At 72.9% G+C, this 21,661-nt stretch carries 18 protein-coding genes and 1 tRNA gene; 8 read left to right on the top strand and 11 right to left on the bottom strand.

The genetic code is table 11. From position 1 onward, the window contains the following. Nucleotides 1-16 precede the first annotated feature (16 nt). Nucleotides 17-550, top strand: a complete 534-nt coding sequence (locus J2S58_RS08395; protein WP_205255777.1) for a TspO/MBR family protein — start codon at nt 17-19, stop codon at nt 548-550. A gap of 33 nt (nt 551-583) precedes the next feature. Here J2S58_RS08395 and J2S58_RS08390 read toward each other — a convergent pair whose 3' ends face one another. Further along, complete coding sequence (locus tag J2S58_RS08390; protein ID WP_205255778.1) at nt 584-1,132, bottom strand: universal stress protein; 549 nt, start codon at nt 1,130-1,132, stop codon at nt 584-586. Beyond that, nucleotides 1,129-2,619: an APC family permease gene (locus J2S58_RS08385; protein WP_344470051.1), complete on the bottom strand. Its 1,491-nt coding sequence runs from the start codon at nt 2,617-2,619 to the stop codon at nt 1,129-1,131. The genes J2S58_RS08390 and J2S58_RS08385 overlap by 4 nt, the downstream gene beginning before the upstream one ends. Nucleotides 2,620-3,033: 414 nt before the next feature. Between J2S58_RS08385 and J2S58_RS08380 the strand changes: the two genes are divergently transcribed. After that, nucleotides 3,034-3,843, top strand: coding sequence for an alpha/beta fold hydrolase (locus tag J2S58_RS08380; RefSeq protein WP_205255780.1), 810 nt, complete (start codon nt 3,034-3,036; stop codon nt 3,841-3,843). A 24-nt stretch (nt 3,844-3,867) separates the two neighbouring features. On the opposite strand, the gene J2S58_RS08375 is transcribed toward J2S58_RS08380, so the two are convergent. Further along, nucleotides 3,868-6,870, bottom strand: coding sequence for a PA14 domain-containing protein (locus tag J2S58_RS08375; protein ID WP_205255781.1), 3,003 nt, complete (start codon nt 6,868-6,870; stop codon nt 3,868-3,870). A 99-nt stretch (nt 6,871-6,969) separates the two neighbouring features. Further along, a complete protein-coding gene (locus J2S58_RS08370; RefSeq protein WP_205255782.1) occupies nt 6,970-7,857 on the bottom strand; it encodes an SDR family oxidoreductase in 888 nt (295 codons plus the stop codon). Nucleotides 7,858-8,198: 341 nt separating this feature from the next. On the opposite strand from J2S58_RS08370, the gene J2S58_RS08365 reads away from it, so the two are divergent. After that, nucleotides 8,199-8,570 carry a hypothetical protein gene (locus J2S58_RS08365; protein WP_205255783.1) on the top strand — a complete coding sequence of 124 codons (372 nt, stop codon included), beginning with the start codon at nt 8,199-8,201 and terminating at the stop codon, nt 8,568-8,570. A gap of 139 nt (nt 8,571-8,709) precedes the next feature. Here the strand turns inward: J2S58_RS08365 and J2S58_RS08360 are convergent, their stop codons facing one another. After that, nucleotides 8,710-9,045 carry a histone-like nucleoid-structuring protein Lsr2 gene (locus J2S58_RS08360; RefSeq protein ID WP_205255784.1) on the bottom strand — a complete coding sequence of 112 codons (336 nt, stop codon included), beginning with the start codon at nt 9,043-9,045 and terminating at the stop codon, nt 8,710-8,712. A gap of 1,082 nt (nt 9,046-10,127) precedes the next feature. Between J2S58_RS08360 and J2S58_RS08355 the strand changes: the two genes are divergently transcribed. Further along, the gene (locus J2S58_RS08355) at nt 10,128-10,319 is read left to right on the top strand and encodes a hypothetical protein (RefSeq protein ID WP_205255785.1); all 192 of its coding nucleotides are present in this window, start codon (nt 10,128-10,130) and stop codon (nt 10,317-10,319) included. 371 nt (nt 10,320-10,690) lie between these two features. Here the strand turns inward: J2S58_RS08355 and J2S58_RS08350 are convergent, their stop codons facing one another. The 6 genes from J2S58_RS08350 to J2S58_RS08325 all read right to left on the bottom strand — a co-directional run bounded on the left by J2S58_RS08350 (nt 10,691) and on the right by J2S58_RS08325 (nt 18,914). Beyond that, the gene (locus J2S58_RS08350) at nt 10,691-12,673 is read right to left on the bottom strand and encodes a VWA domain-containing protein (protein WP_205255786.1); all 1,983 of its coding nucleotides are present in this window, start codon (nt 12,671-12,673) and stop codon (nt 10,691-10,693) included. After that, entirely contained in the window at nt 12,666-14,066 is a 1,401-nt protein-coding gene (locus tag J2S58_RS08345; RefSeq protein ID WP_205255787.1) for a sigma 54-interacting transcriptional regulator, read from the bottom strand. The genes J2S58_RS08350 and J2S58_RS08345 overlap by 8 nt, the downstream gene beginning before the upstream one ends. Before the next feature lie 122 nt (nt 14,067-14,188). Then, nucleotides 14,189-14,536 carry a UBP-type zinc finger domain-containing protein gene (locus J2S58_RS08340; RefSeq protein ID WP_205255788.1) on the bottom strand — a complete coding sequence of 116 codons (348 nt, stop codon included), beginning with the start codon at nt 14,534-14,536 and terminating at the stop codon, nt 14,189-14,191. Next, the gene (locus tag J2S58_RS08335; RefSeq protein WP_205255789.1) at nt 14,533-16,161 is read right to left on the bottom strand and encodes an ATP-binding protein; all 1,629 of its coding nucleotides are present in this window, start codon (nt 16,159-16,161) and stop codon (nt 14,533-14,535) included. The genes J2S58_RS08340 and J2S58_RS08335 overlap by 4 nt, the downstream gene beginning before the upstream one ends. An 8-nt stretch (nt 16,162-16,169) precedes the next feature. Continuing rightward, nucleotides 16,170-17,837: an NAD(P)/FAD-dependent oxidoreductase gene (locus J2S58_RS08330; RefSeq protein ID WP_205255790.1), complete on the bottom strand. Its 1,668-nt coding sequence runs from the start codon at nt 17,835-17,837 to the stop codon at nt 16,170-16,172. Between the two features lie 81 nt (nt 17,838-17,918). Continuing rightward, complete coding sequence (locus tag J2S58_RS08325) at nt 17,919-18,914, bottom strand: GGDEF domain-containing protein (RefSeq protein ID WP_205255791.1); 996 nt, start codon at nt 18,912-18,914, stop codon at nt 17,919-17,921. A 138-nt stretch (nt 18,915-19,052) separates the two neighbouring features. Between J2S58_RS08325 and J2S58_RS08320 the strand changes: the two genes are divergently transcribed. From J2S58_RS08320 to J2S58_RS08305, 4 genes are all read left to right on the top strand, one after another. After that, nucleotides 19,053-19,125: transfer RNA gene (locus J2S58_RS08320), tRNA-Arg, on the top strand. 240 nt (nt 19,126-19,365) lie between these two features. Continuing rightward, on the top strand, nt 19,366-20,379 hold the full coding sequence (add, locus tag J2S58_RS08315; protein WP_205255792.1) for an adenosine deaminase: 1,014 nt from the start codon (nt 19,366-19,368) through the stop codon (nt 20,377-20,379). A gap of 61 nt (nt 20,380-20,440) precedes the next feature. Beyond that, nucleotides 20,441-21,145, top strand: coding sequence for an HAD-IA family hydrolase (locus tag J2S58_RS08310; RefSeq protein WP_205255793.1), 705 nt, complete (start codon nt 20,441-20,443; stop codon nt 21,143-21,145). Further along, a complete protein-coding gene (locus J2S58_RS08305) occupies nt 21,135-21,650 on the top strand; it encodes a methylated-DNA--[protein]-cysteine S-methyltransferase (RefSeq protein ID WP_205255794.1) in 516 nt (171 codons plus the stop codon). The genes J2S58_RS08310 and J2S58_RS08305 overlap by 11 nt, the downstream gene beginning before the upstream one ends. Nucleotides 21,651-21,661: the final 11 nt, after the last annotated feature.

Raw genomic sequence — 21,661 nt, 5'->3', positions numbered from 1 at the left:
GAAGGCAGGATCGGCGATGAAGCTGACGACAGTGGCGGCGACGGGTGCGGCGGCCGTCGGCACCGCGGTGGCCGGCGGGCTGGCCGTGGACCCGGACGGCCCGTACTACCGGAACCTGATCAAGCCGTCCTGGCAGCCGGCGCCGACCGTCTTCCCGATCGTCTGGACCCCGCTCTACGTCGACATCGCCGTCACCTCGGCGGTGGCCGCCGACGCGCTGGCGGCGCAGGGGCGGCACGACGAACGGTCCGCCCTGCTCCGGGCGCTGGCCGTCAACCTGGGGCTCAACACCGGCTGGAGCTGGCTGTTCTTCCGGGTGAGCCGCCCGTGGTTCGCCGCGGCCGAGTGCGCGGCACTCGCCGTGTCGACCGCCGATCTGGTGCGGCGGGTGGGCGCCGCCGACCGCCGGGCCGGCTGGGCGCTGCTGCCCTACCCGCTGTGGTGCACCTTCGCGACCGCCCTCACCGTGGCTCTCGCCCGCCGCAACCCGGTGCGCGTCATCGAGGGCGGTCCGGTGCGTCGACTGGCGCAGCGGGTGCGCCGGGCCTGATTGCGCCGGTTCTGAGGTCCCGCCCCGGGACGGTCAGTCCTTCTCGCGTTTCTTCTCGGACTTCCTGGTCTTCTCGGCCTTCTTGGTCTTCTCGGACTTCCTGCCCTGACCGGACGCCCGGTCGGCGTCCACCGGTTCGGCGACCGCCGCCGTCTCCGTGGTGTCGTCCTCGGACGCCGGCACGCACAGCACGGGTCGGGTGGACCACTGCAGCAGCTTGTGCGGGGTACTGCCCAGCATCGCGCCACGCAGCGGGCTCTCCCCCCAGGTGCCGACGACGATGAGCCGGGCGTCCAACCGGTCGGCGACGTCGGTGATCGCCGCGGCCGGCTTGTCGGACACCAGCTCGACGACGGCGTCCACACCGGCGGCGGCCGCCTGGTCGACGGCGTTCTGCAGCATCGTGCGGGCCAGCTCGGTCAGGGCCCGCTGGTGGGACTGGAACTCCTCGCCCAGGCCGCCGGGTGGGCTGACCCCGTAGACCACCACCAGGCGCTCGTCGTAGCGACCGGCGATGTCGATGGCCTGGTCCAGTGCCCGCTTGGCGCCGGGCGATTCGTCGTACCCCAGGACGACGGTCATGGTCGGTTCCCTCTGTCGTGGATGTCGGGCCCGGAGGCGTTCCGGTCGGGTGCGGTGCGGCTGCTGCGGCGCGGTGGGACGGCCGCCAGCTCCGGGTCGGCCACCCCGGGACGCTCCAGCCAGAACGTCCGGTGGGCCAGTCGCCAGAAGACCATGTAGACGATGCCGAACCCGAAGATCGCGATACCGATGACCAGGGGCGGGCCGAGCCCGAACCACGCCTCACCGGTGGAGGAGTTGGCCGGGTCGGCCTGGTCGATGATCGACTCGACCAGCAGCCAGAGCAACATCAGCGCGCCGACCACCGGACCGACGCCGATGAGGACGAAGTTGCGCACGCTCTTCGTCAGCTCGCGCCGGTAGTAGATCGCGCACGCCAGCCCGGTCAGCGCGTAGTAGAAGGCGATGAGCAGGGCCAGGGCGGTCAACGAGTCGAAGAGGGCGTTCTCGCTGATCGCGTTGACCACCAGGTACCAGACGATGGCGATCCCGGCGACGAGCCAGGTGGACACGTCGGGGGTGCGGAAGCGGGGATGGATGTGGGCCAGCGCGCGGGGGAGGGCCGCGCGCCGGGCCATGGACAGCCCGGTGCGGGACGCCGGGATGATCGTGGTCTGGGTGGACGCGATCGCCGAGGTGGCCACGGCCAGCAGCACCACCCAGGACCACCCGCCCATCACGTCGCCGGCCAGCGAGGCGAAGATCGCCTCCTCCTCGCCCGCGTTCTCGGTGAGGAAGTCGACCCCGGCGTAGGCGACGACGGCGACGGCCACGGCCAGGTAGGTCACCAGCAGCACGACGGTGGAGACGATCGCGGCGCGACCGGGGGTGGTGGACGCCCCCGCGGTCTCCTCGTTCAGGTTGACCGCCGACTCCCAACCCCAGTAGGCGAACACCCCGAGCAGCAGGCCGCCGGTGAGGGCGGCGCCACCGGCGCCGAACGGGTTGAACCAGTCCCAGCGGGGGCTGATGGCGCCCAGCGCGCTGGTGCCGTCCAGCGCCTTGACCAGGGCGACGACGGCGAAGGCGAGCAGGGCGACGATCTGGGCGATGATGAGCACGTTCTGCAGCCGGGCGGAGAGCTCGGTGCCGATGACGCAGATGCCGGTCATCACCAGGATCAGCAGCACCGACAGGACGCGGACGACGGTGACGTTCTCGGCCAGGTCGTCGAGGTTCAGGGTGAGCAGGGTGTACTTCACGCCGACGTCGGCCAGCGACCCGACGACCAGGACGCCGGTCATGGCGATGGCCCAGCCGCCCAGCCAGCCGAACCACGGGCCCATCGCCCGGGTGACCCAGGAGAAGGTCGTGCCGCAGTCCTGGTCGACCCGGTTCAGGTAGTGGAACGCCGAGGCGATCAGCAGCATGGGGACGAACGAGGCGAGCAGGACCCCGGGCGCGAAGATGCCGACGAGGGCGACGACCGGGCCGATGATGGCGGCCAGGGAGTAGGCCGGGGAGGTGGCGGCCAGGCCGATGACCATCGAGTCGAGGAATCCGATGGCGCCGGGTTTGAGGGTCTGGCCGGTCGGGGTGGCCGGAGAGGACGGGTGGACCGAGGGGGGGAGGGGGGGATCCGTGGTGGCCATGGCAGCTCCTGGTCGCCGCGGGACCCTGGGAGTCGGGCCCGTGCAGCAGGCAGTGTGGCAACGGGGATCTGCCGTGTCCACCGACCCCACGGCACCCGGCGGTGTGACGTCGGCGGCGACGCCCGGACGGGGTCGTGACGAAACGTCATCAGAGAAATACACTCAGTGACACCAGTCGAGACCACGGCTGGCCGAGGCGCCGCTCCAGCCGGCGCGGGGGAGGCGTGCCCGGATGTCGCGGAAGCGCAGGCAGGACCCGATTCCGGTGGTCGGCGGGTGCGCCCGGCGTGCCGGCGATCGCGGTGACCGGTGAGCGCGAGCGTCGTTCCCGGTGTGCTGCACGTGCGTGGGGCGGACCTGTACTACGAGCTCCGCGGGGCCGGACCCTTGCTGGCCCTGATCGGCGGACCGATGGATGCCCGGGGATTCGCCGCGCTGGCCGACGAGCTGGCGCGTGACCACCGGGTGCTGACCACCGATCCCCGGGGTGTGCTGCGCAGTCCGGTCGACGACCCCGAGCAGGAACGGTTCCCCGAGCTGCGCGCCGCCGATCTCGCCCGCCTGGTCCGCCACGTCGGGGCCGCGGGGGCCACCGGGGACTCGGGCGTGGCCGTGCTGGGCACCTGCGGCGGCGCGGTGGCCGCCCTCGCCCTGGCGCTGGCCCAGCCCGACCTGCTCGGCACCGTGGTCGCCCACGAACCGCCCCTGCCCGAGCTGCTGCCCGATCGGGCCGAGCGGCGCATCGCGACCGAGGAGACCGTGCGGCACTCCCTGGAACGGGGGATCAGCGACGCCTCGGTGGCGGTCCACTTCGCGGCCGGACGTTCCGGCGGGGAGGCGGTGGCGCAGGACGGGGCCGACGAGCAGCGGTTCCTGCAGCACGAGATGCTCTCGACCACCCAGTGGGTGCCGGATGTCGCGCGGTTGCGCGGGTCGGGTACCCGCATCGTGGTCGGGGTCGGGGAGGACTCGGCCGGTCAGACCTGCGGCCTCGCGGCCCGGGCCCTCGCGGCCGACCTCGGCACCGGGGCCGTCGAGTTCCCGGGGGGTCACCTCGGCTTCGTCGACCATCCGGCGACCTTCGCCGACCGGCTCCGGGCGGTGCTCGCCGAGGGGTGAGGGGTGACCGACCCGGGTCGGCCGTCAGCGCAGTGACACCTCCACGAAGCTGATCTTGCTGTTCCGGGCGACGCCGGAGTCGGTGATGCTCAGCCGGCCGTCGGACACGGTGACCGCGGCCGTCCGATCCAGCCAGCGGGCCGCGGCGGTGGCCCGGCCGGTGACCACCGGAACGCCCTCCGCGGTCAGCGCGTAGATCGAGTCGGTCCAGCTCGGGTCGCCGGCGACGATCCGCACCCCGTAGCTGCCGGACGGCAGCGCCAGCTCCCACCGGGCCGTGGGATTGGGCGCCTGCTGGAGCAGGGCCAGGGTGTCGTACCGCTCGTCGGGGATGTCGGTCGCGCCGCGGTCCCGGACCAGCACGGGGGCGTTCCACCCGTACCGGAGCCCCGCCCGGGCGGCGAACGCCCCGCCGGAGTCGGTGGTCCACCCCGGGACGGTCGGGCTGGTGGCCGGCCGGAACGTCACCGCGTACCGCGGGAAGAGCCGGTCGGTGGGGACGATCTGCGTGCCCTGACCCGGATACGACCAGCGCAGCTGGGCCACCGCCGCCCCGCCGGTCTCGTGGTACTCCATGGCCACCGGGTACCGGACGCCCGCGGTCAGGGTGATCGTCGCGGTGTCCGTCCGGCGGGAGTGGTCGGCCCACTGGTCCACCAGCAGACGTCCGCCCACCCAGAGCCGCACGCCGTCGTCGCTGGTGGTGGAGAACGTGTAGGTCCCGCTCACCGGCGCCTGCACCTGGCCGGTCCAGCGCGCCGAGAACGTGTCCGGCCCCAGCGACGGGGCCGGGCTCCCGCTGCCCCAGTCGAAGGCCACGGTCGCATCGAGGCGGTCCACCCGCGCGCCGGTGAAGTCGGCCCCGTCGAAGTAGGCGGCCTGCAACCCGCGCAGCGACAGGGCGGCGGTGAGGGTGGTCGCGGCGGCCGGGGTGGTGACGGTGTGGGCGTTCGCGCCGCCGTCCGACCATCCGTCGAGACCGTAGGAGCGACCGGCGGTGTCGGTCTGTGCGGGTACCGACACCCGCAGACCGAAACCGGCCCACGAGGTGATCGTCGTGCCGCCGGTGACCGTCTCGGCATTGACCAGCACGCGTCGTCCCGCCGGCTCGGTGGCCACGGTGACCGGGACCAGCCGCGGACGGAACTCCCGGGACACGGTGGTGGTGGCGCCCTGGGCGTCGGTGGCCGCCAACTGCACCTCCAGCCAGCTGTTCCGGGTGGCCGAGAGGTCCTCGGGCTCCGGGCCGAGGAGGCTCAGCGCATTGCCGGTCAGCGGGCCGAGGTAGGGGTGGGTGTGGGTGTCGTGGTGTCGGATCACCGTCCAGCGCAGCGCGGATGCCGGCATCACCCCGTCCTGCGCGTCGGTGGCCTCCCCGCGCAGGGGGTAGCTGGTACCCGTGGTGAACAGGTCACCGGACGCCGGGGCGAGGATGCGCACCGACGGGGCGGTGTTGCCGGAGCGCACCACCACGGTGGCCGGGGCGGACGTGGCCCCCGCGGAGTCGACGACGGTCAACGACGCCGTCCACGTACCCGCCGGATAGTCGTGCCGCACCGACGGTTGCGCTCCATTCACCACCCCGGAGCCGTCACCGGGGTCGAAGCGGTAGGTGAGGGCCTGGCCGTCCGGGTCGCTGCTCGCCGAACCGTCCAGGGTGACCGCCAGCGGGGCGGGTCCGTCGGTGGTCGACGCGGTGAGCACGGCGTCGGGTGGCCGGTTCGCGGTCCCGCTCGCGGTGATCGCGTGCAGCTCGCCCCCGCCGAGATAGGTGGTGTAGTAGAGGGCCTGGCGTCCGGGGACGACCGCGCCGTCGGCGGCGAACTGCGGGCCGAACGCCATGGCCACGGCGCTACCCGTGCCCAGCTCGGTGGCCAGGTCGGTGGTGGATCCCGAGGGGGACACGGCGACGATCTTCCCGCAGACGTAGTCGGCGTAGAGGTAGCCGTCGGTCAGCGCGGCCGGCCAGCCGGCGGCGTCCGGGACGTAGGCGCCGCCGGTGATGGACGCACACCCGGAGCTGTGCGGATAGGACAGCACGGGATCGGTGAGACCGGCCGGCGTCGGGCTGCACGGCGCCTGCGTGCCGGTCGCGCATGGTCCCTCGCGAAGATTCCAGCCGTAGTCGGCACCCGCGATGCCCTGGTCGATCTCCTCCCAGAGGTCCTGCCCGACGTCGTGGATGCGGAAGGACGTGGTGGCGGCGTCGGGGTCGAAGGCCATCCGGAACGGGTTGCGCAGGCCGGTGGCGTACATCTCCCGGCAGGTCAGGCCGACGGCCACCGGTCCGGTGCGGCAGGATGCGGTCCCCGACCCGCTCGCGAACGGGTTGTCCGCCGGGACGGCGCCCGACGTGGTGATCCGGACGATCTTGCCGACCAGGGCGTTGCGGTCGCGGGCCGCGTCGTTCGCCGGGCCGCAGCCACTGTCGCCCGCGTAGTCGCACATCCCGTCCCCGGTGCTGACGAACAGCGTCCCGTCCTGGCCCAGGTGGAGGTCGCCGGCGTTGTGGTAGCCGCTGGCGGACGAGATGCCGTCCAGCAGCACGGTTTCGCTCCCCGGCACGACGCGGTCGTCGGCCCCGAGCAGGAAGCGGGACACCCGGTTGCGGGGTGCCCGGGCGTCCTGACCGGTGTACGCCTGGGGGCAGTTCCGCGCGGTGTCAGCCGGGTTGCGGGCGGTGTAGAAGAGATACAGCGGGACGGTGCCGGCGCTGGCGGGGCCGGCGGCGACACCGAGCAGACCGCGTTCGTAGTTGCTGCACAGCACCCCGGCCGCGGCCAGATCCAGGGCCGGCGTGGGCACCAGGGCGCCGTCCCGGACGACCCGCAGCTGCCCGGTCTGGCTCGCCACCAGGACCCGGCCGTCGCCGGTCGGCGCCACCGCGGTGGGCCGGGCCACCGCGGCGACGGTGGTGTCGGTGAATCCGTCGGCGAGCACGGCGGCCGACGCCGGCCGGGGTGGGGACAGCACCGTCAGACCGACCGTCAACAGGAGGACGAGCAGAACCGGCAGACCACGACGCACGACGACCCCCGACGGTCACGGAACGAACCCGGGGTCAGCATCCACCCGGGCCCGCCGTCCGGCCAGGGGTGCGCGGCGCGGCGTCGGTGACGCGCCGGGTCAGCCGCGCCAGTCGTCCGTGGCGATGAGCGACCCGCCCAGCGGGGCCATCTGCATCATCCCGCCGTCGACCGCCCACGACGCCCCGGTGACGTACCCGGCCCCGGGTGAGGCCAGGAAGACGACGACGTCGGCCACCTCCCGCACCGAACCCGGTCGGGCCAGGGGGATGCCGGGCCGGTGGTGCACGTCCAACGGATGGGGCGGACGGTCCCGGTGGCCGGGATGCGCGCCGGAGGTGCTCGTGCTCCCGGGGTCGGTGGCCGGATCGTCGTCCGGGGCCATGCCGTTCATGGCGGTGGCGATCTCGCCGGGGGCGACGGAGTTCGCGGTGATCCCGTACCGGCCGAGTTCCACCGCCGCGGTCTTCATCAGCCCGCCGAGGCCGTGCTTGGCGGCGGTGTACGCACTGCCACCGGCCTGGTGCTCGTGCACGCTGGTCACCGCGATGATCCGGCCGCCCCGGCCCTGCTCCACCATCAGCCGGGCCGCCCGCTGGATGCAGACGAAGGCGCCGTCCAGATCGACGGCCATGGTGTTCCGCCACTCGTCGAACGCCATGTCGATCAGACGTCCGGAGCCGCCGGCGCCGGCGTTGTTGACGAAGACGTCCAGTCCTCCGAGGTCGGCGGCGAGGGCGTCGACCACGTCTCCGCAGTCCGGGACGGCGGTCAGGTCGAGCGGGGCGAGGACGGCGTGCGCCCCGGTGGCGCGGACCAGCTCGGCGGTGCGCCGCCCGTCGGCCTCGTTCCGGAACCAGGTGACCCCGATGTCGTACCCGGCCTCGGCCAGGGCGACCGCGGTGGCCCGGCCGATCCCGGACTCGGACCCGGTGACGACGGCAGTGCGGCGGGGGGGCGGGGCGGGGGACGCATCGGTCGCGGTCATCCGGTCCATCCTGCCGTCCGCCGGGGTCCGGTGCGGTCGTCCGGATGGTGGGACCGGGTGGATGGGACAGAGCGCCCGACCGGTGGTGCCGGACTGCGGGGAAAAGGGTGAGCCGCCCGACACGGAGGATCGGGCGGCTCGGTGACGGCCTGCCGCCGATGCGCCTCTCGGCACGTGGTCGCACTCGGCGACGAAAGGGGTGGAGCCCGGGGCACGGATCGGCAGGCCGTCGAGCTGTTCAACACCGGACCCGGCCGTCGGCGTTCCCGGGCCGGGTGAGACGTGGATCACAACATCGGCTCTGCTCGGGGAGTGGTGGCCCGGCGCGGCAGGCTGACCGGATGGTCGTGCTGGTGGTGGACGTCGCGAACGTGATGGGTTCCCGACCCGACGGATGGTGGCGGGACCGGCCCGGCGCCGCGACCCGCCTGCTCGACCAACTGTGCGTCCTGCCCGGCCGGGTGCTGGAGCCGGGGGTCGTCGTCGGCCGGGTGGTGGCCGTGCTGGAGGGCGCCTCCCGGTCTGCGCGGGCGCCGGCCGGTATCGACGTCGTGCTGGCTCCGGCGGACGGCGACAGCGAGATCGTCCGCCTCGCAGCGGGTCTCGTCGAACCGGTGGTGGTCGTGACGGCCGACCGCGGACTCCGGGCGCGGTTGCCGGACGGGGTGGGGGTGTGCGGACCCCGCAGACTGCTGGACGTGGTGGGGGGATGACTCCGGCGGGATCCGGGTCGGACGATGTCGGCGGCTCCGGAACACCAGGTCGGCCGTCGTGTCCGAACCGACCGGTCCACCGACTGCGGACCACACCCTGCGGTGCAGCCCCACCCTCCCGCAGTCGGCGGCGGTGCGATCAGGCCTGCGACTCCTGGTACCGCCGGACGACGTCCGAGGCGATGCGACCGCGGGGGGACACCGAGATGCCCTGTGCCGTAGCCCATTCCCGCACGGCGACCGGGGACGGTCCGTCGGAGCCGGCGGTGCGCCGTCCGTTGCGTCGCTGGGGCTGATCGCCACGCACCTTGCGGCCGTGCTCGACGAAGTCCGACAACGCCTTCCGCAATGCGTTCGCGTTCTTCTTGTTGAGGTCGATCTCGTAGGTCGATCCATCAAGGCTGAACGAGATGGTTTCGACGGCTTTGCCACCGTCCAGATCGTCGACAAGCGTGATCGATGTTTGCTGAGCCATTTGGCTCCCTTCCGGGGGGTTTGTCGAACTGGGTGACCTCCTGTTGCAGGGGTCCACGGCGACAGCATAGGTCTCCCGACGATGGCCCGGAAAGCGGGACACGCGACGGCCAACCGCCGGTAGATCCGTCCGGAGTGTCCGGACGGTCGGCAGTTCACGCGGTCTGAGGTGATCATCATCCGGTTCGTCACCTCTTGGGCCGCCGATCGTCCGGGGCGCGGTGGGGAATCGACGCCGCACCGGCCCGACCCATTCCTCGTCCGTCACCTGCCAGGGGGGTTCTGATTCGTTCCCCGTGCACCATTCGGGATCGGTCGGTGATCATCGACCCGGGGTGTCGGGCGGGCCGGAGAATAGTTATTCCTCGAACCGGTGACCGATATCCCGCACGGTGGGCAAAAATGACGCAGTGTCGGCTTCCCGTATCGCCGGGCGGTGCCGCACGGTGGCCCACGGCGCCCTGTCACCGGGGACGGGTTCGGCGGGGGTCGGGATGAGCAACCCGACGGGGCGCGACTCGACGGGGCGACCCGACCGGGCAACCCGACGGGGTACCTCGACGGGGCGACTCGACCGGGCAACCCGACGGGGCACCTCGACGGGGCGACTCGACGTCGACGACGACGGGTGGTGCATCGCAGCACGCATCGTGGCGTCTCCGCGTGGAACGGATCGCCGCGGCGACCGGAGCGGGCCCGCACTGCCCCGCGGGCAGTCGGGTCGACCGGCCACGGGAGGCCGTCGCGGGCGGCTTCGGAGGGCGAACCGCCCGGCCCGTGGGTGAGCCGGGTCACCACTCCCGCGTCGCTGGGGGTGACCGAGCCCCGACTGCCGGGGCGGATCGGCCGCACAACCACCCGAGCGGGGGATCGGGAGCGGCCGGACGATCACCGCAGCGTCGTCGACCGGAGAGGTTGCGTCTCGGATGTGCCGGCCGCTGCAACGAAGGACACATCTGATGTCTCCCGTTTGGCCTGCTCACAGGCGCATAATCGATTCAGACGGCGAGAACGTCGTCGGTCGGCCGGAGCGGTCGACCAGCAGAGCGCAACGAAGCCTCGATCCTTTTCAGGAGGCATCTCATGTCCATCTCCACCCTGCAGTCCCGCCTGGCCGACCACCGCGCCCGCAAGGCCGCGATGAAGCAGCTCGAGCAGGAGCTCGCCAGCTACTCCTCCCCGTCCGACCGCGCCGAGATCGAGGCCATCGTGGCTCGTCACACCGGCAAGGACGCACGCCTCGTCGAGGAGATCCTGACCCGCCAGGCTGCCTGATCCACCCGGGCCCGCCCGGCACCGACGATCTCGTCCGGTGCCGCCGCGGGTCAGCACCACCCGACGACCGGCCGGGTTCCCCCAGGGAACGGGCCGGTCGTTCTTCGTTCTCGGGCCGGTTCTCGGGCCGACCGCGGCGCGGTCGAGGGCTTGCCGATACCGATCGGGCCGCGCCGGCCGCCCTGCCCGCACGAGAAAGACGGTCGGCCGAACCCGGCGGTCAGCGACGACACCGGCGACCGCCGGACCCCCGCTGCCGCCGGGTCGGCGTGGGCCGGGACGGAGGAGCTGCCGGGAGCCCGCCCGGCCCGTCCGCGTCGGGCTCCGCGACCCGACACCCTCGACCTGCTCGGGCTGGTCGAGCTCCGTGCTCAGTGGCGGCGACTCAGGTAGTCGGCGACGACATCGGCGCCCAGCCCGTCCAGGGTGGGCGCCACCACCCGGCCGCCGCACCGACGGGCCAGCCCGTCCAGGAAGCGCACCAGGCGGGGGTCGTCACCGAGGACGAAGAAGGTGATGGCCGCCCTCGTGGCGGTCAGCCGGTCCAGTTCATCCACCGTGGCCGCCAGGGTCTCCGGCTCGGGTGGGTAGGAGAACGACGCGTGACCGTCGGCCTCCAGATGCGCGGTCGGTTCGCCGTCGGTGATGACCAGCACCACCGGGGTGGCGTCCGGGTGCCGGCGCAGATGCTGACCGGCCAGCAGCAGGGCGTGGTGCAGGTTGGTGCCCTGCTCGTACGCACCCTCCAGGCCGACGAGTTCGCCGAGCTCGAGTTTCCGGGCGTGCCGGCCGAAGCCGATGACGGCCAGGTCGTCGCCGCGGAACCGGGTACTGATCAGCTGGTGCAGGGCCAGGGCGGTCTGCTTCATCGGCACCCACCGGCCGTCCTGCACCATCGACCAGGACGTGTCCACGCACAGCGCGACCGCCGCCCGGGTGCGTTGCTCGGTCTCCACGACCTCCACGTCGGTGACGTCCAACCGTCGGGTGTCGCCGCCCGCCCGCCGGACCGTGGCGTTGAGCAGGGTCCGGGGGACGTTCCAGGCCTCGGTGTCCCCGTACGCCCAGGGTCGGCTGGCTCCGGTCGGCTCGCCGGCGGCGCCGGAGCGCCGGGTCTGCCGTTCCCCACGCCGACCGCCCAGGGACTCCACCACGTCCCGCAGTGCGGATTCGCCGAGCCGCCGGAGCGCCTTCGGGGAGAGCTGCAGCGAGCCGTCGGGGGCGCGGGAGAACAGGCCCTCCTGCTGGAGCTGTCGCTCGAGCTCGGCGAGCGCCTGCGCGTCCACCCGGGCCTGCTTCCCGAGCAGCGACTCGAGGGACTCCAGGTCGATGTCGTCCAGTCGGGCACCGGCGTAGGACTGCCCGAGCTGTTCGGCCAGGTCGTCCAGCCGGCCGAGTTCCTCCAGGGAGCGGGTGGCCTCACCCATGCCCATCGGATCCTGTCCGCGGAAGCGGCCGGACCCCGACCAGTCCTCACCGGGTCGCAGACCCTGCAGCTGCCCGTCGAGTTGTTCCAGGGCCTGGGCCAGGCGGGGATCGCCGAACGCCTGCTGGCTCAGTTCGGCCAGGTCGGCCCGCTGCTCGGGCGTCATCGAGTTCAGCATCCGCTGCGCGGCGGCCGAGCGGGCGGCGAGGATGTCGACGAGTTCATCCGTGGTGGAAGGGTTCTCGGGGAAGAACTCGCCGTGCTCGGCCATGAAGGAGGCGAACTGCTCCGCGGTGTCCTGCCCGGAGGCATGCGCGGCGAGCAGCGCGTTGAGATCGTCCAGCATCGCGCGGATCTGCTCCACGTCCTGATCGGTGGCCTGCTCCATCGCCTGTTTCATCCCGGCGAAGCGCTGGTCGAGCATCTCCCGCCCGAGCAGATCGCGGATCTGCTCGTAGGCGGCGCGGGCCTCGGCGGACTGCCAGTCGTACTCCGCGAGCTCGCGGACGGCGCCACCGGTGTCCGACGGCAGGGCGGACAGTTGGAGTTCGCGGAACCGGGCGTCGTCGGAGTCCTGGCGGGCCAGGCTGTCCCGCTCGGCATCGAGGGCCTGCGCGAGCAGCTCCCGCACCTCCCGCAGGGTGCCGTCCAGGTTGGTCTCGCGCTGCAGCTTCCGCCGCTTCTCGTAGGCCTGCCGGGTCAGCTCGTCCAGCCCGGTGCGCTCGGGCATGCCCTGCCGCAGCAGTTCCCGCAGCGCCCGCGCCGGGGTGCTGCCCTCCATGACCTCGCGGCCGATCCGGTCGATGGCCGCCCGCAGGTCCACCGGCGGAGCCAGCGGGTCCGGTCCGTCGACGTAGGGGCCGTAGGCGTACCGACCCGGTGGACGATTCCGCCGGGCCGGGTCGGGCGGGAGGGCCTGATCAGCCATAGCTGACCGTGTCCCCGTCGTCGGACGGGTCCTTGGCCAGACGCCGGGTGAGGAACAACAACTCCAGGGCGAGCTCGGCCGCGGACGCCATCGGGCCCGGGTCCTCCGTCCCGGCGGCGCCCAACCGGTTGGCGATCTCGGCGAGGACAGGGATCTTGGGCAGAGCGACGACGACGTCGGCGGCCGGCACGCGTTCGCCGGTCCGGACGGGGTGCGCGGTGACCGCCTCGGCCAGCGCGGTCAGGTCGACGCCCCGGAGCCGGGCCCGGGCGGTGTCGGCGGTGGCCCGACGCAGCAGATGCCGCAGGATCTCGTCCTCGCGCCCCTCCTCGCCCGAGGCGAACTCCAGCTTCCCGCGCAGCACCGCGGGCACCGATTCCAGGTCGACCGGTCGCGCGGTGGCCCCGGTCTCGCCGGTCAGGGCGGCGCGGCGCAGGGCGGCCGCGGCGACCGTCTCCGCGGCGGCCACCGAGAAACGGGCGGACACCCCCGAGCTCTGGTCGACCGCGGTGGACTCCCGCAGGTGTCGGGTGAACCGGGCGATGATCTCCAGCAGATGGGCCGGGACGTCGGCGGCCAGCCGCGCCTCCTGCTCGATCACACCGATCTCGTCGGACAGCTCGAGCGGGTAGTGCGTACGGATCTCCGCGCCGAACCGGTCCTTGAGCGGGGTGATGATCCGGCCGCGGTTCGTGTAGTCCTCGGGGTTGGCCGAGGCCACCATGAGCACGTCCAGGGGCAGGCGGAGCGTGTAACCCCGCACCTGGATGTCGCGTTCCTCCATCACGTTGAGCAGCGCGACCTGGATGCGCTCGGCCAGGTCCGGGAGTTCGTTGATCGCGACGATGCCGCGGTGCGCGCGGGGTACGAGGCCGAAGTGGATCGTCTCCGGGTCGCCGAGCGACCGGCCCTCGGACACCTTGACCGGGTCGACGTCACCGATCAGGTCGGCGACCGCGGTGTCCGGCGTGGCCAGCTTCTCGGTGTACCGCTCGCTGCGGTGCCGCCAGGTGACCGGCAGGCCCCCGCCCAGCTCGGCCGCGCGCCGGACGGAGGCCGGCGTGATCGGGGCGTACGGGTGCTCGCCGATCTCCGACCCCTCGATGACGGGCGTCCACTCGTCGAGCAGGGAGATCATCGTGCGCAGCAGCCTGGTCTTGCCCTGACCCCGTTCGCCCAGCAGCACCATGTCGTGCCCGGCGATCAGGGCCCGCTCCACCTGCGGGATGACCGTCGAGTCGAAACCGACGATGCCCTGCCACGGATCGGTGCCGGCTCGCAGGGCGGCCAACAGGTTCTCGCGGATCTCGGTCTTGACGTCACGGAGCTGATGACCGCTGGCGCGCAGCTCGTCCAGGGAGCGGGGCAGGTCGGCCGGGAAGGTTCCATCCACGTCCTCGACGCTACGCCCGGCCCCCGACAGTGCGGCCGGATGTGCGCCGAGAGATGAATCCCCGGCTGCCGCTCGGCCGGCCGGGTACACGGCGGCACCGGGCGGACACCGGACCCGGACGGTCAGTGCAGGTGGCTCTGCCAGTCCGCCGGGACGAGGCCCGCGGGCCCGGGGGTGGGCTGGTCGGCCGGGTGCGCGGTGGGCGGCGCGAGATCCGGTCCGTCGTAGAACTGTTCGTCGTCGTAGTTGTAGAACCAGTCCTCCCCGGCCTCGAAGCTGGTGATGAAGGGGTGCCCGGCCGCCTTCACGTGCGCGGTGGCGTGCTGGGCGGGGGAGGTGTCGCAGCACCCGATGTGTCCGCACTGCGCGCACCTCCGCAGGTGGAACCACCACCCGGAGTCGGCGAGGCACTGCACGCACCCGGTGCCACTCGGTGCTGCCGTCGGGTCGATGCCGGGGATCTCGCTCATCTGTCCTCCAGGTCGGGGTGGTCGGTCGGGGCGTCGGTGGGGGAGTCCGCCGGGATGCCGGCCGGGATCTCGGTGCGGGGCGCAGCGGGGGTCGGGTCCGTGGTGATCGGGTCCGTGGCGCCGGATCCGGCGGCGACCGGGTCGGCCGTGGCCAGCACGCGGTCGGGAGCGCGGAACGGCAGGCGCACCTGGAAGCGGGTGTCCCCGGGGACCGACTCGAACCGGAGGTCGCCGCCGTGCTTGCTGGTCACCACCCGGAACGAGATGTCCAGGCCCAGGCCCGTCCCCTGCCCGATCGGCTTGGTGGTGAAGAACGGCTCGAAGATGCGGGTGCGGATCTCGGCGGGCACACCCGGCCCGGTGTCACCGATCTCGACCAGCAGCTGCTCGTGGTCGCGTGCGGTCCGCAGGGTGAGGGTGCCGCCGGTGGGCATCACGGCCAGGGCGTTGTCGATGAGGTTGGTCCAGACCTGGTTCAGCTCCGCCGCGTAGGCGGGGATGGGCGGCAGGGTGCGGTCGAAGTCCTTCACCACGGTCAGCCCGGGGACCGCCTTGATCTTCCCGCTGAGCATGAGCAGGGTGCTGGTCAGGAGCTCGTGGACGTCGACGGTCTGGTACGGCGCGCGGTCGAGCTGCGAGTACTGCTTGGCCGCCCCGACCAGGGTGGAGATGCGGGTGGTCGAGTCGTGGATCTCGTCCAGCAGCTGCTCGGTCTCCACCGTGTACGCCAGCCAGCGGACGGCACCCTCCAGCCCGGTGGGGTCCACGGTGGCCGAGACCCGGTCGAAGAAGGCCTGGTCCATGCCGCCCTGGACGAAGGTCGGGGCGAGCTCCCACCCGCCGCGCACGCCGTTGTCGTCGAACCAGTCGCTCAGCACGTCCTCGCGATCGGCCGCCTCGAGGGGCCCCAGGTCAGGAGCCTTGGCGACCATGGCCACCGCCTCCTCCTGCAGGCCGATCAGCGACTCCATCACCGACCGGTCCAGCCGCCCGGAGGCCAGCATGGCGAGTTTGTGCCGCATCCCGGCGAGCCGTTCCCGCAGGGCCGCGGTGGCCCGGACGGCGGCGGCCGCCGGATTGTTCAGCTCGTGGGTGAGTCCCGCGGACAGCGACCCCAGGGCCAGCAGGCGCTCGCGCTGCCCGACGACCTCCTGGGTGTTGCGGATGCCGAAGAACAGGCCCTCCAACAGGTGCAGCGCCATCGGGAACCACTCCCGCATGACGTGGGCGAAGTCGTCGGCGGGCAGGACGAAGTACCGGGCCGTGCTCACCACCCGCAGCGAGTTGTTGTAGACCTGCGGCACCCGGTCGCCGAGATAGGCCTGGAAGGCGCCCGAGTAGACACCCCGCTGGTCGGTACGGGTGACCTCCACGTCGTCCTGGCCGACCTGTCGGCTGAGCACCACGGTCCCGTCCAGGAGCACGTAGAAGCAGGTCGCCGGTTCGCCCTCGCGGTACAGGAAACCCGGCGGGAAGACCTCCACCGATCCGCGGCCGCACAGCCAGCCGAGCTGCTCCGGGGTCAGCTTGTCGAACAGGAACAGGCTGCCGATCTCCCGCGGGTCGCAGGCCGGCGGCGCGGGCCGCGGGTGCAGATCGGCGTCGGTGGTGACGGGACGGGTCATGGTGCGCCTCAGGGGTTCTCGAGATAGCGGTGGACGAGCATGACGGCCATCGACCCCTCGCCGACCGCCGAGGCGACCCGCTTGGGGGATTGCGAGCGGGCGTCACCGGCCACGAAGACGCCGGGCAGGGAGGTCTCCAGGTGGTACGGCGGGCGATCCCGGGGCCACGCGTTCTCCGGTGCCGCCGCCAGCAGATCCGGCCCGGCGAGCACGAACCCGTGCTCGTCCCGCTGCACCACCCCGGCCAGCCAGTCGGTGCGGGGGGCGGCGCCGATGAAGACGAACAGCCAGTGGGCGGGGATCACCTCGGTGGTCCCGGACGCGTTGTCCCGCAGGGTGAGTGTCTCCAGGTGGTCGTCACCGGACCCGGCCACGACCTCCGTGCACGGACGCACCGAGATGTTCGGCACGGCTTCGATCTGCTGGATCAGGTAGTGCGACATCGACGCCTCGAGCGAGGGCCCACGCACGAGCATCGTCACCGAACGGGAGTTCCGCGCGAAGAACATCGCGGCCTGTCCGGCGGAGTTGGCGCCGCCGACGACGAACACGTCCTGCCCCGCGCAGTTCCCGGCCTCGGTGGTGGCCGAGCCGTAGTACACGCCCCGCCCGGTCAGCTCGTCCAGGCCCGGCGCGGACAGGTACCGGTAGGAGACCCCCGTGGCCAGGATGACGGCGTGCGCGTCCAGCCGGGTGCCGTCGGCGAACAGCACGGTGCGGGCGGACCCGTTGGCCTGCAACGAGACCACGTCCTGGGCGGTGACGAACTCGGCGCCGAACCTGGCCGCCTGTCGCCGGGCCCGGTCGGTCAGCTGGCTGCCGGACACCCCGTCCGGGAAGCCGAGGTAGTTCTCGATCCGCGAGCTCTGCCCGGCCTGACCACCGGCCGCGGTGCGTTCGACCATGATGGTCGACAGCCCCTCGGACGCCCCGTACACGGCGGCGCCGAGGCCGGCCGGCCCCGCCCCGATCACGATCAGGTCGTAGAACTCCCCGACGGGCACCGTGTCCAGGCCGACACGGGTGGCGAGTTCGACGTCGGAGGGGTTCAGCAACGCATCCCCCTCGACGGTGATGACCACGGGCAGGGCGCTGTCGTCGGTGCCGGCGGCGGCGAGCAGTCGGGCCCCCTCCGGGTCCTCGCTGAAGAACCAGCGGTAGGAGACCTGGTTGCGGGCCAGGAAGTCGCGCACCGCCCAGGACCGGGCCGACCAGCGGTGCCCGACCACCTTGGTCTCCGGGACCGGACGGTGGTCGCTGGCCCGCCAGGCGCGCAGCAGGTCGTCCAGCACCGGGTAGAGCTTCTCCTCCGGCGGATCCCACGGCTTGAGCAGGTAGTGGTCCAGATCGACCACGTTGATCGCCTCGATCGCGGCGTCGGTGTCCGCGTAGGCGGTCAACAGGACCCGCCGGGCGAAGGGATACAGGTCCATCGCCTGCTCGAGGAACTCGATGCCGGTCATCTCCGGCATGCGGTGGTCGGCGAGCAGGACGGCGACCTGGTCACCGCGGAGCGTCATCTCCCGCAGTGCCTGCAGGGCCTGGGCGCCCGACTCCGCCCGCACGATCCGGTACTCCTCGCCGTACCGGCGGCGCAGGTCACGGGCCACCGAGCGGGACACGCCCGGGTCGTCGTCCACGGTCAGGATCGACGGGCGGGCCACGGGAGCGGTCATCGGCGGATCACGGCGCCGAGCGTAGGCCGACCGCGCCCGATGAGGAACGGTGTTCACCGGCGGCGGACGAGCATCGGACGGTCAGCCGGCGTCGCCGGCCCGTTCCTTGCGCGCCCGCTTGTCCCGGTACAGCCGCCGGTCGGCCCGTTCGGTCAGGGTGGCCACGGTGTCCGACGACCGGGACGTGGCGACCCCGCAGGAGAAGACGTCCCCGGTCCCGGCCCGCAGTCGGGCCAGCACCCCTTCGGCATGCCCGGGGGTCAGGCCCGGCATGAGCACCATGAACTCGTCCCCGCCGAGACGGGCGATCCCGTCGTAGGGCCGCATCTCCTGCCGGAGCCCCTCGACCACGTCGACGAGCAGTCGGTCCCCGGCGGCGTGGCCGCGGGTGTCGTTGACCGCCTTGAAGTCGTCGAGATCCAGCACGGCCACCGTGAGCGGCGTCGAGGTGCGGGCCGCCCGGGCCAGCTCCTGCGTGGCGCGGTCGGTCAGGCCGGTCCGGTTCAGGGCGCCGGTCAGCGGATCGGTCCGCGCCTGGCGCTCGAGCCGGATGTGCAGGTACGCGGCGCACTCCAGGCAGAACACCGAGGCGAGGACCAGGTTCAGCCAGATGGTGGCGATGCCCAGGAACGGGTTCAGAAGCAGGGCGGCCCCGGAGGCGGCGGCGGCCGCGGCGACGACGGACCGCGCCACCCACCGGGGGTAGAACCACCCCATGTAGCAGGCGACCAGGGGATACAGGACGAGGTTGTTGGCGGAGACGACGGGCCGGTCCGCGGTGGCCAGCTGGAGCACGGTCATCCCGAGGAAGACCACCGTGCCGGCCAGACCGACCCAGCGGCGGCACCGGCCGGCCAGCACCAGGGGCGCGGCGGTGATGGCCAGGGCCAGACCGGTGAACGACCAGGTCCACGTGCCGACCAGGGGGCCGGTGTCGGGGGTCTGGGTGAGGGCGTCGAGCAGGCCGCTGGCGCAGACGACGGCCGCGGCCGCCGCGGTGACCACCGCGAACGGGGTCAACGGTCCCCGCCAGCGCAGGAAGCGGGTCACCGGGGCCGGGAGCCTGTCCGTGCGCACCGACGAATGGTGCCACGTCCCGGCTCCGGAAGGATCATGACCCGGGGTGCTCGGGCCGCCGTCCGACGGTCCCGGACGCGGCCGCCGGGACGGTGCATCGATGCGGGGGCGGGTCGGGCCGCATAGGCTGTGCCCGCCGCCTCCGTAGCTCAGGGGATAGAGCAGCGCACTCCTAACGCGCTGGTCGCAGGTTCGAATCCTGCCGGGGGCACAACTCGGACCTGCCGGCGCGGTCGGACGGCGCCGGGGTGCCCTGGCCGGACCGGGCACCGCTGAGCCGTCACCCGATGTCCTCCCGCGTGTCCCAGCGTTCACAGTCGGTTACCTCCGGGAAACCCACCCGGGCCGGCCGCTCCCTAGGGTCGACGGGAACGGCCCGTGCCGCCGCTCCCGTGCACCCGCGTTCGGAGCCGCCCCTGACCGACACCGGTCGACCCGAACGGACCCGTGAATGCGCGACCTGCGCCTGCTGCCCAAGGCCCACCTGCACCTGCATCTGGAAGCCGGCATGCGACCCGGGACACTCTCCGAGCTGGCCGCCCAGAAGGGTCTTCAGGTCCCGGAGGTCGGGGCCTACGGGGACTTCTCGGCCTTCTCCGCCGTCTACGACCTGGCCACGCGGGTGCTGTGCACCCGGGCGGACTGGGAACGGTTGGCCGAGGAGATGATGGTCGACGCCGCCGCGGAGGGGTGCGTCTACCTCGAACCGGCGTTCTGGGCCGCGCGGTACCGGGACACCCTCGGCGAGGACCGGGACGTCTGGGCGGTGGTGCTCGAGATCTTCGGTGCCGCGGCCGCGCGCCACCGCATCGGCATCGGGTTCATCGTCGCCGTCGACCGGGTGCACGACAGTCCCGCCGACGCCCAGCGGACGGCCGAGCTGGCGGTGACCCTGAAACCCTGGGGTGTGGTCGGTCTCGGTCTGCACAACGACGAGATCGGCCACCCACCGGGTGATTTCGCCCAGGCGTTCGCCATCGCCCGGGCGGGTGGGCTCCGTTCGGTGCCGCACGCGGGGGAGTTGGACTGCGGGCAGACGGTCCGGGACGCGGTCGACCTGCTGGGCGCCGTTCGCGTCGCCCACGGCGTCCGGGCGGGCGAGGTGCCGGGTCTGCTCGAGCGGCTCGCCGCCGACGGCATCTGCCTGGACGTGTGCCCGACCTCCAACCGGGTGCTCGGCGTGGTGCCGGACACCGCCGGTCATCCGCTGCGCGAACTGCTGGCCGCGGGGGTGCGCTGCACGCTCAACGCCGACGACCCGCTGTTGTTCTCCACCACGCTGCTCGGCGAGTACGAGGTGGCCCGCACCGTCATCGGTCTGGACGACGCGACACTGGCCCGGATCGCCCGGGTCTCGGTGGAGGAGTCCCGCCTGCCCGTCGGGGCCAGGCACGCGGCCCTGGCCGGGATCGTCCGCTGGCTCACCGAGGACGAGACCGCCCTCCCCGTTCCGCTGGCCGGCTGACCCGATCCGGCCCCGGGGTCGCCGCCCACGTCGCCGGAGGCGGTGTGTCAGGGTTGGACCCATGTCGAGCCCCCACCCGGACCCCACCGCCCCGTCCGCCACCGCGCCCGCTCCCGGCCCCGTGGAGTTCTCCGTCGAGGCCATCCTGTTCGACCTGGACGGCACCCTCATCGACTCCACCGGCAGCGTCGAGCGCAACTGGGGGAAGCTGGCCGACCGGCTCGGGGTGCCCTTCGCCGAACTGGAGCACCACATCCACGGCGTCCCGTTGGCCCAGGTGCTGCGCCGGTTGTATCCCGGTCGCTACACCGAGGAGGAGATCGCCGGGCACGCCGCGTTCCTGTCCGAGGGCGAGTCCACCGACACCGCGGGCATCGTCGCGCAGCCCGGTGCCCGGGAGCTGCTGGAGCGCCTGCCGGCCGACCGCTGGACCATCGTGACCAGCGGCGACAGTCGGCTGGCGCCGGCCCGGATCGCGGCCGCCGGCCTGCCCACCCCGGCCGGCATGGTGACGGCCGACCAGGTCGCCCTGGGCAAGCCGCACCCGGAGCCCTATCTGCTCGGTGCGCAGCGACTCGGCCGGGAGCCGGGTCGGTGCCTGGTCCTGGAGGACGCTCCCGCCGGGGTCGCGGCGGCGAAGGCCGCGGGCTGCCCGGTGATCGGTCTGCTCACCACCCACTCCGAGCTCGACACCCTGGTCGCGCCGTCCCTGCAGGACGTGCACATCACCGTCCGGGAGAACGACCTGCTCGTCCGTGTCGGCTGAGTCCGGCGACCGGCGGCACGCCGTCCTGGACTCGCCCGTCGGTCCGCTGACCGTGGTGGCCGGCCGCGAGGGACTGACCGGCGTGTACTTCGCCGACCACCTGCGCAGGCCTGACACCGCCGGATTCGGGCCGGCGGTCGACCCGGTCACCGACGAGCTGCTGGATCGGGCGGCGCGGCAACTCGGTGAGTACTTCCTCGGCGACCGGCGCGCCTTCGACCTGCCGTTGGCCCCGGCGGGGGCGCCGTTCCAGCGGGCGGTGTGGGACCTGCTCACCGGCATCCCGTACGGCGAGACCCGCAGTTACGGCGCCCTCGCCCGACGGCTCGGCGACGTCGGGCTGGCGCGCGCCGTGGGGACCGCCAACGGCGCGAACCCGCTGTCCGTCGTCGTCCCCTGCCATCGTGTGGTCGGGTCGGACGGGTCGCTCACCGGATACGCCGGTGGTCTGGCCCGCAAGCGCCTGCTGCTCGATCTGGAACGGCCGGGATCGACCCTGTTCTGACCGACCGGTCG

Source organism: Nakamurella flavida (assembly GCF_030811475.1).
GTDB classification, from domain to species: Bacteria; Actinomycetota; Actinomycetes; order Mycobacteriales; family Nakamurellaceae; genus Nakamurella; species Nakamurella flavida.
The sequence above is the reverse complement of the archived record's forward strand: the minus strand, read 5'-3'. Positions and strand labels throughout refer to the sequence as shown.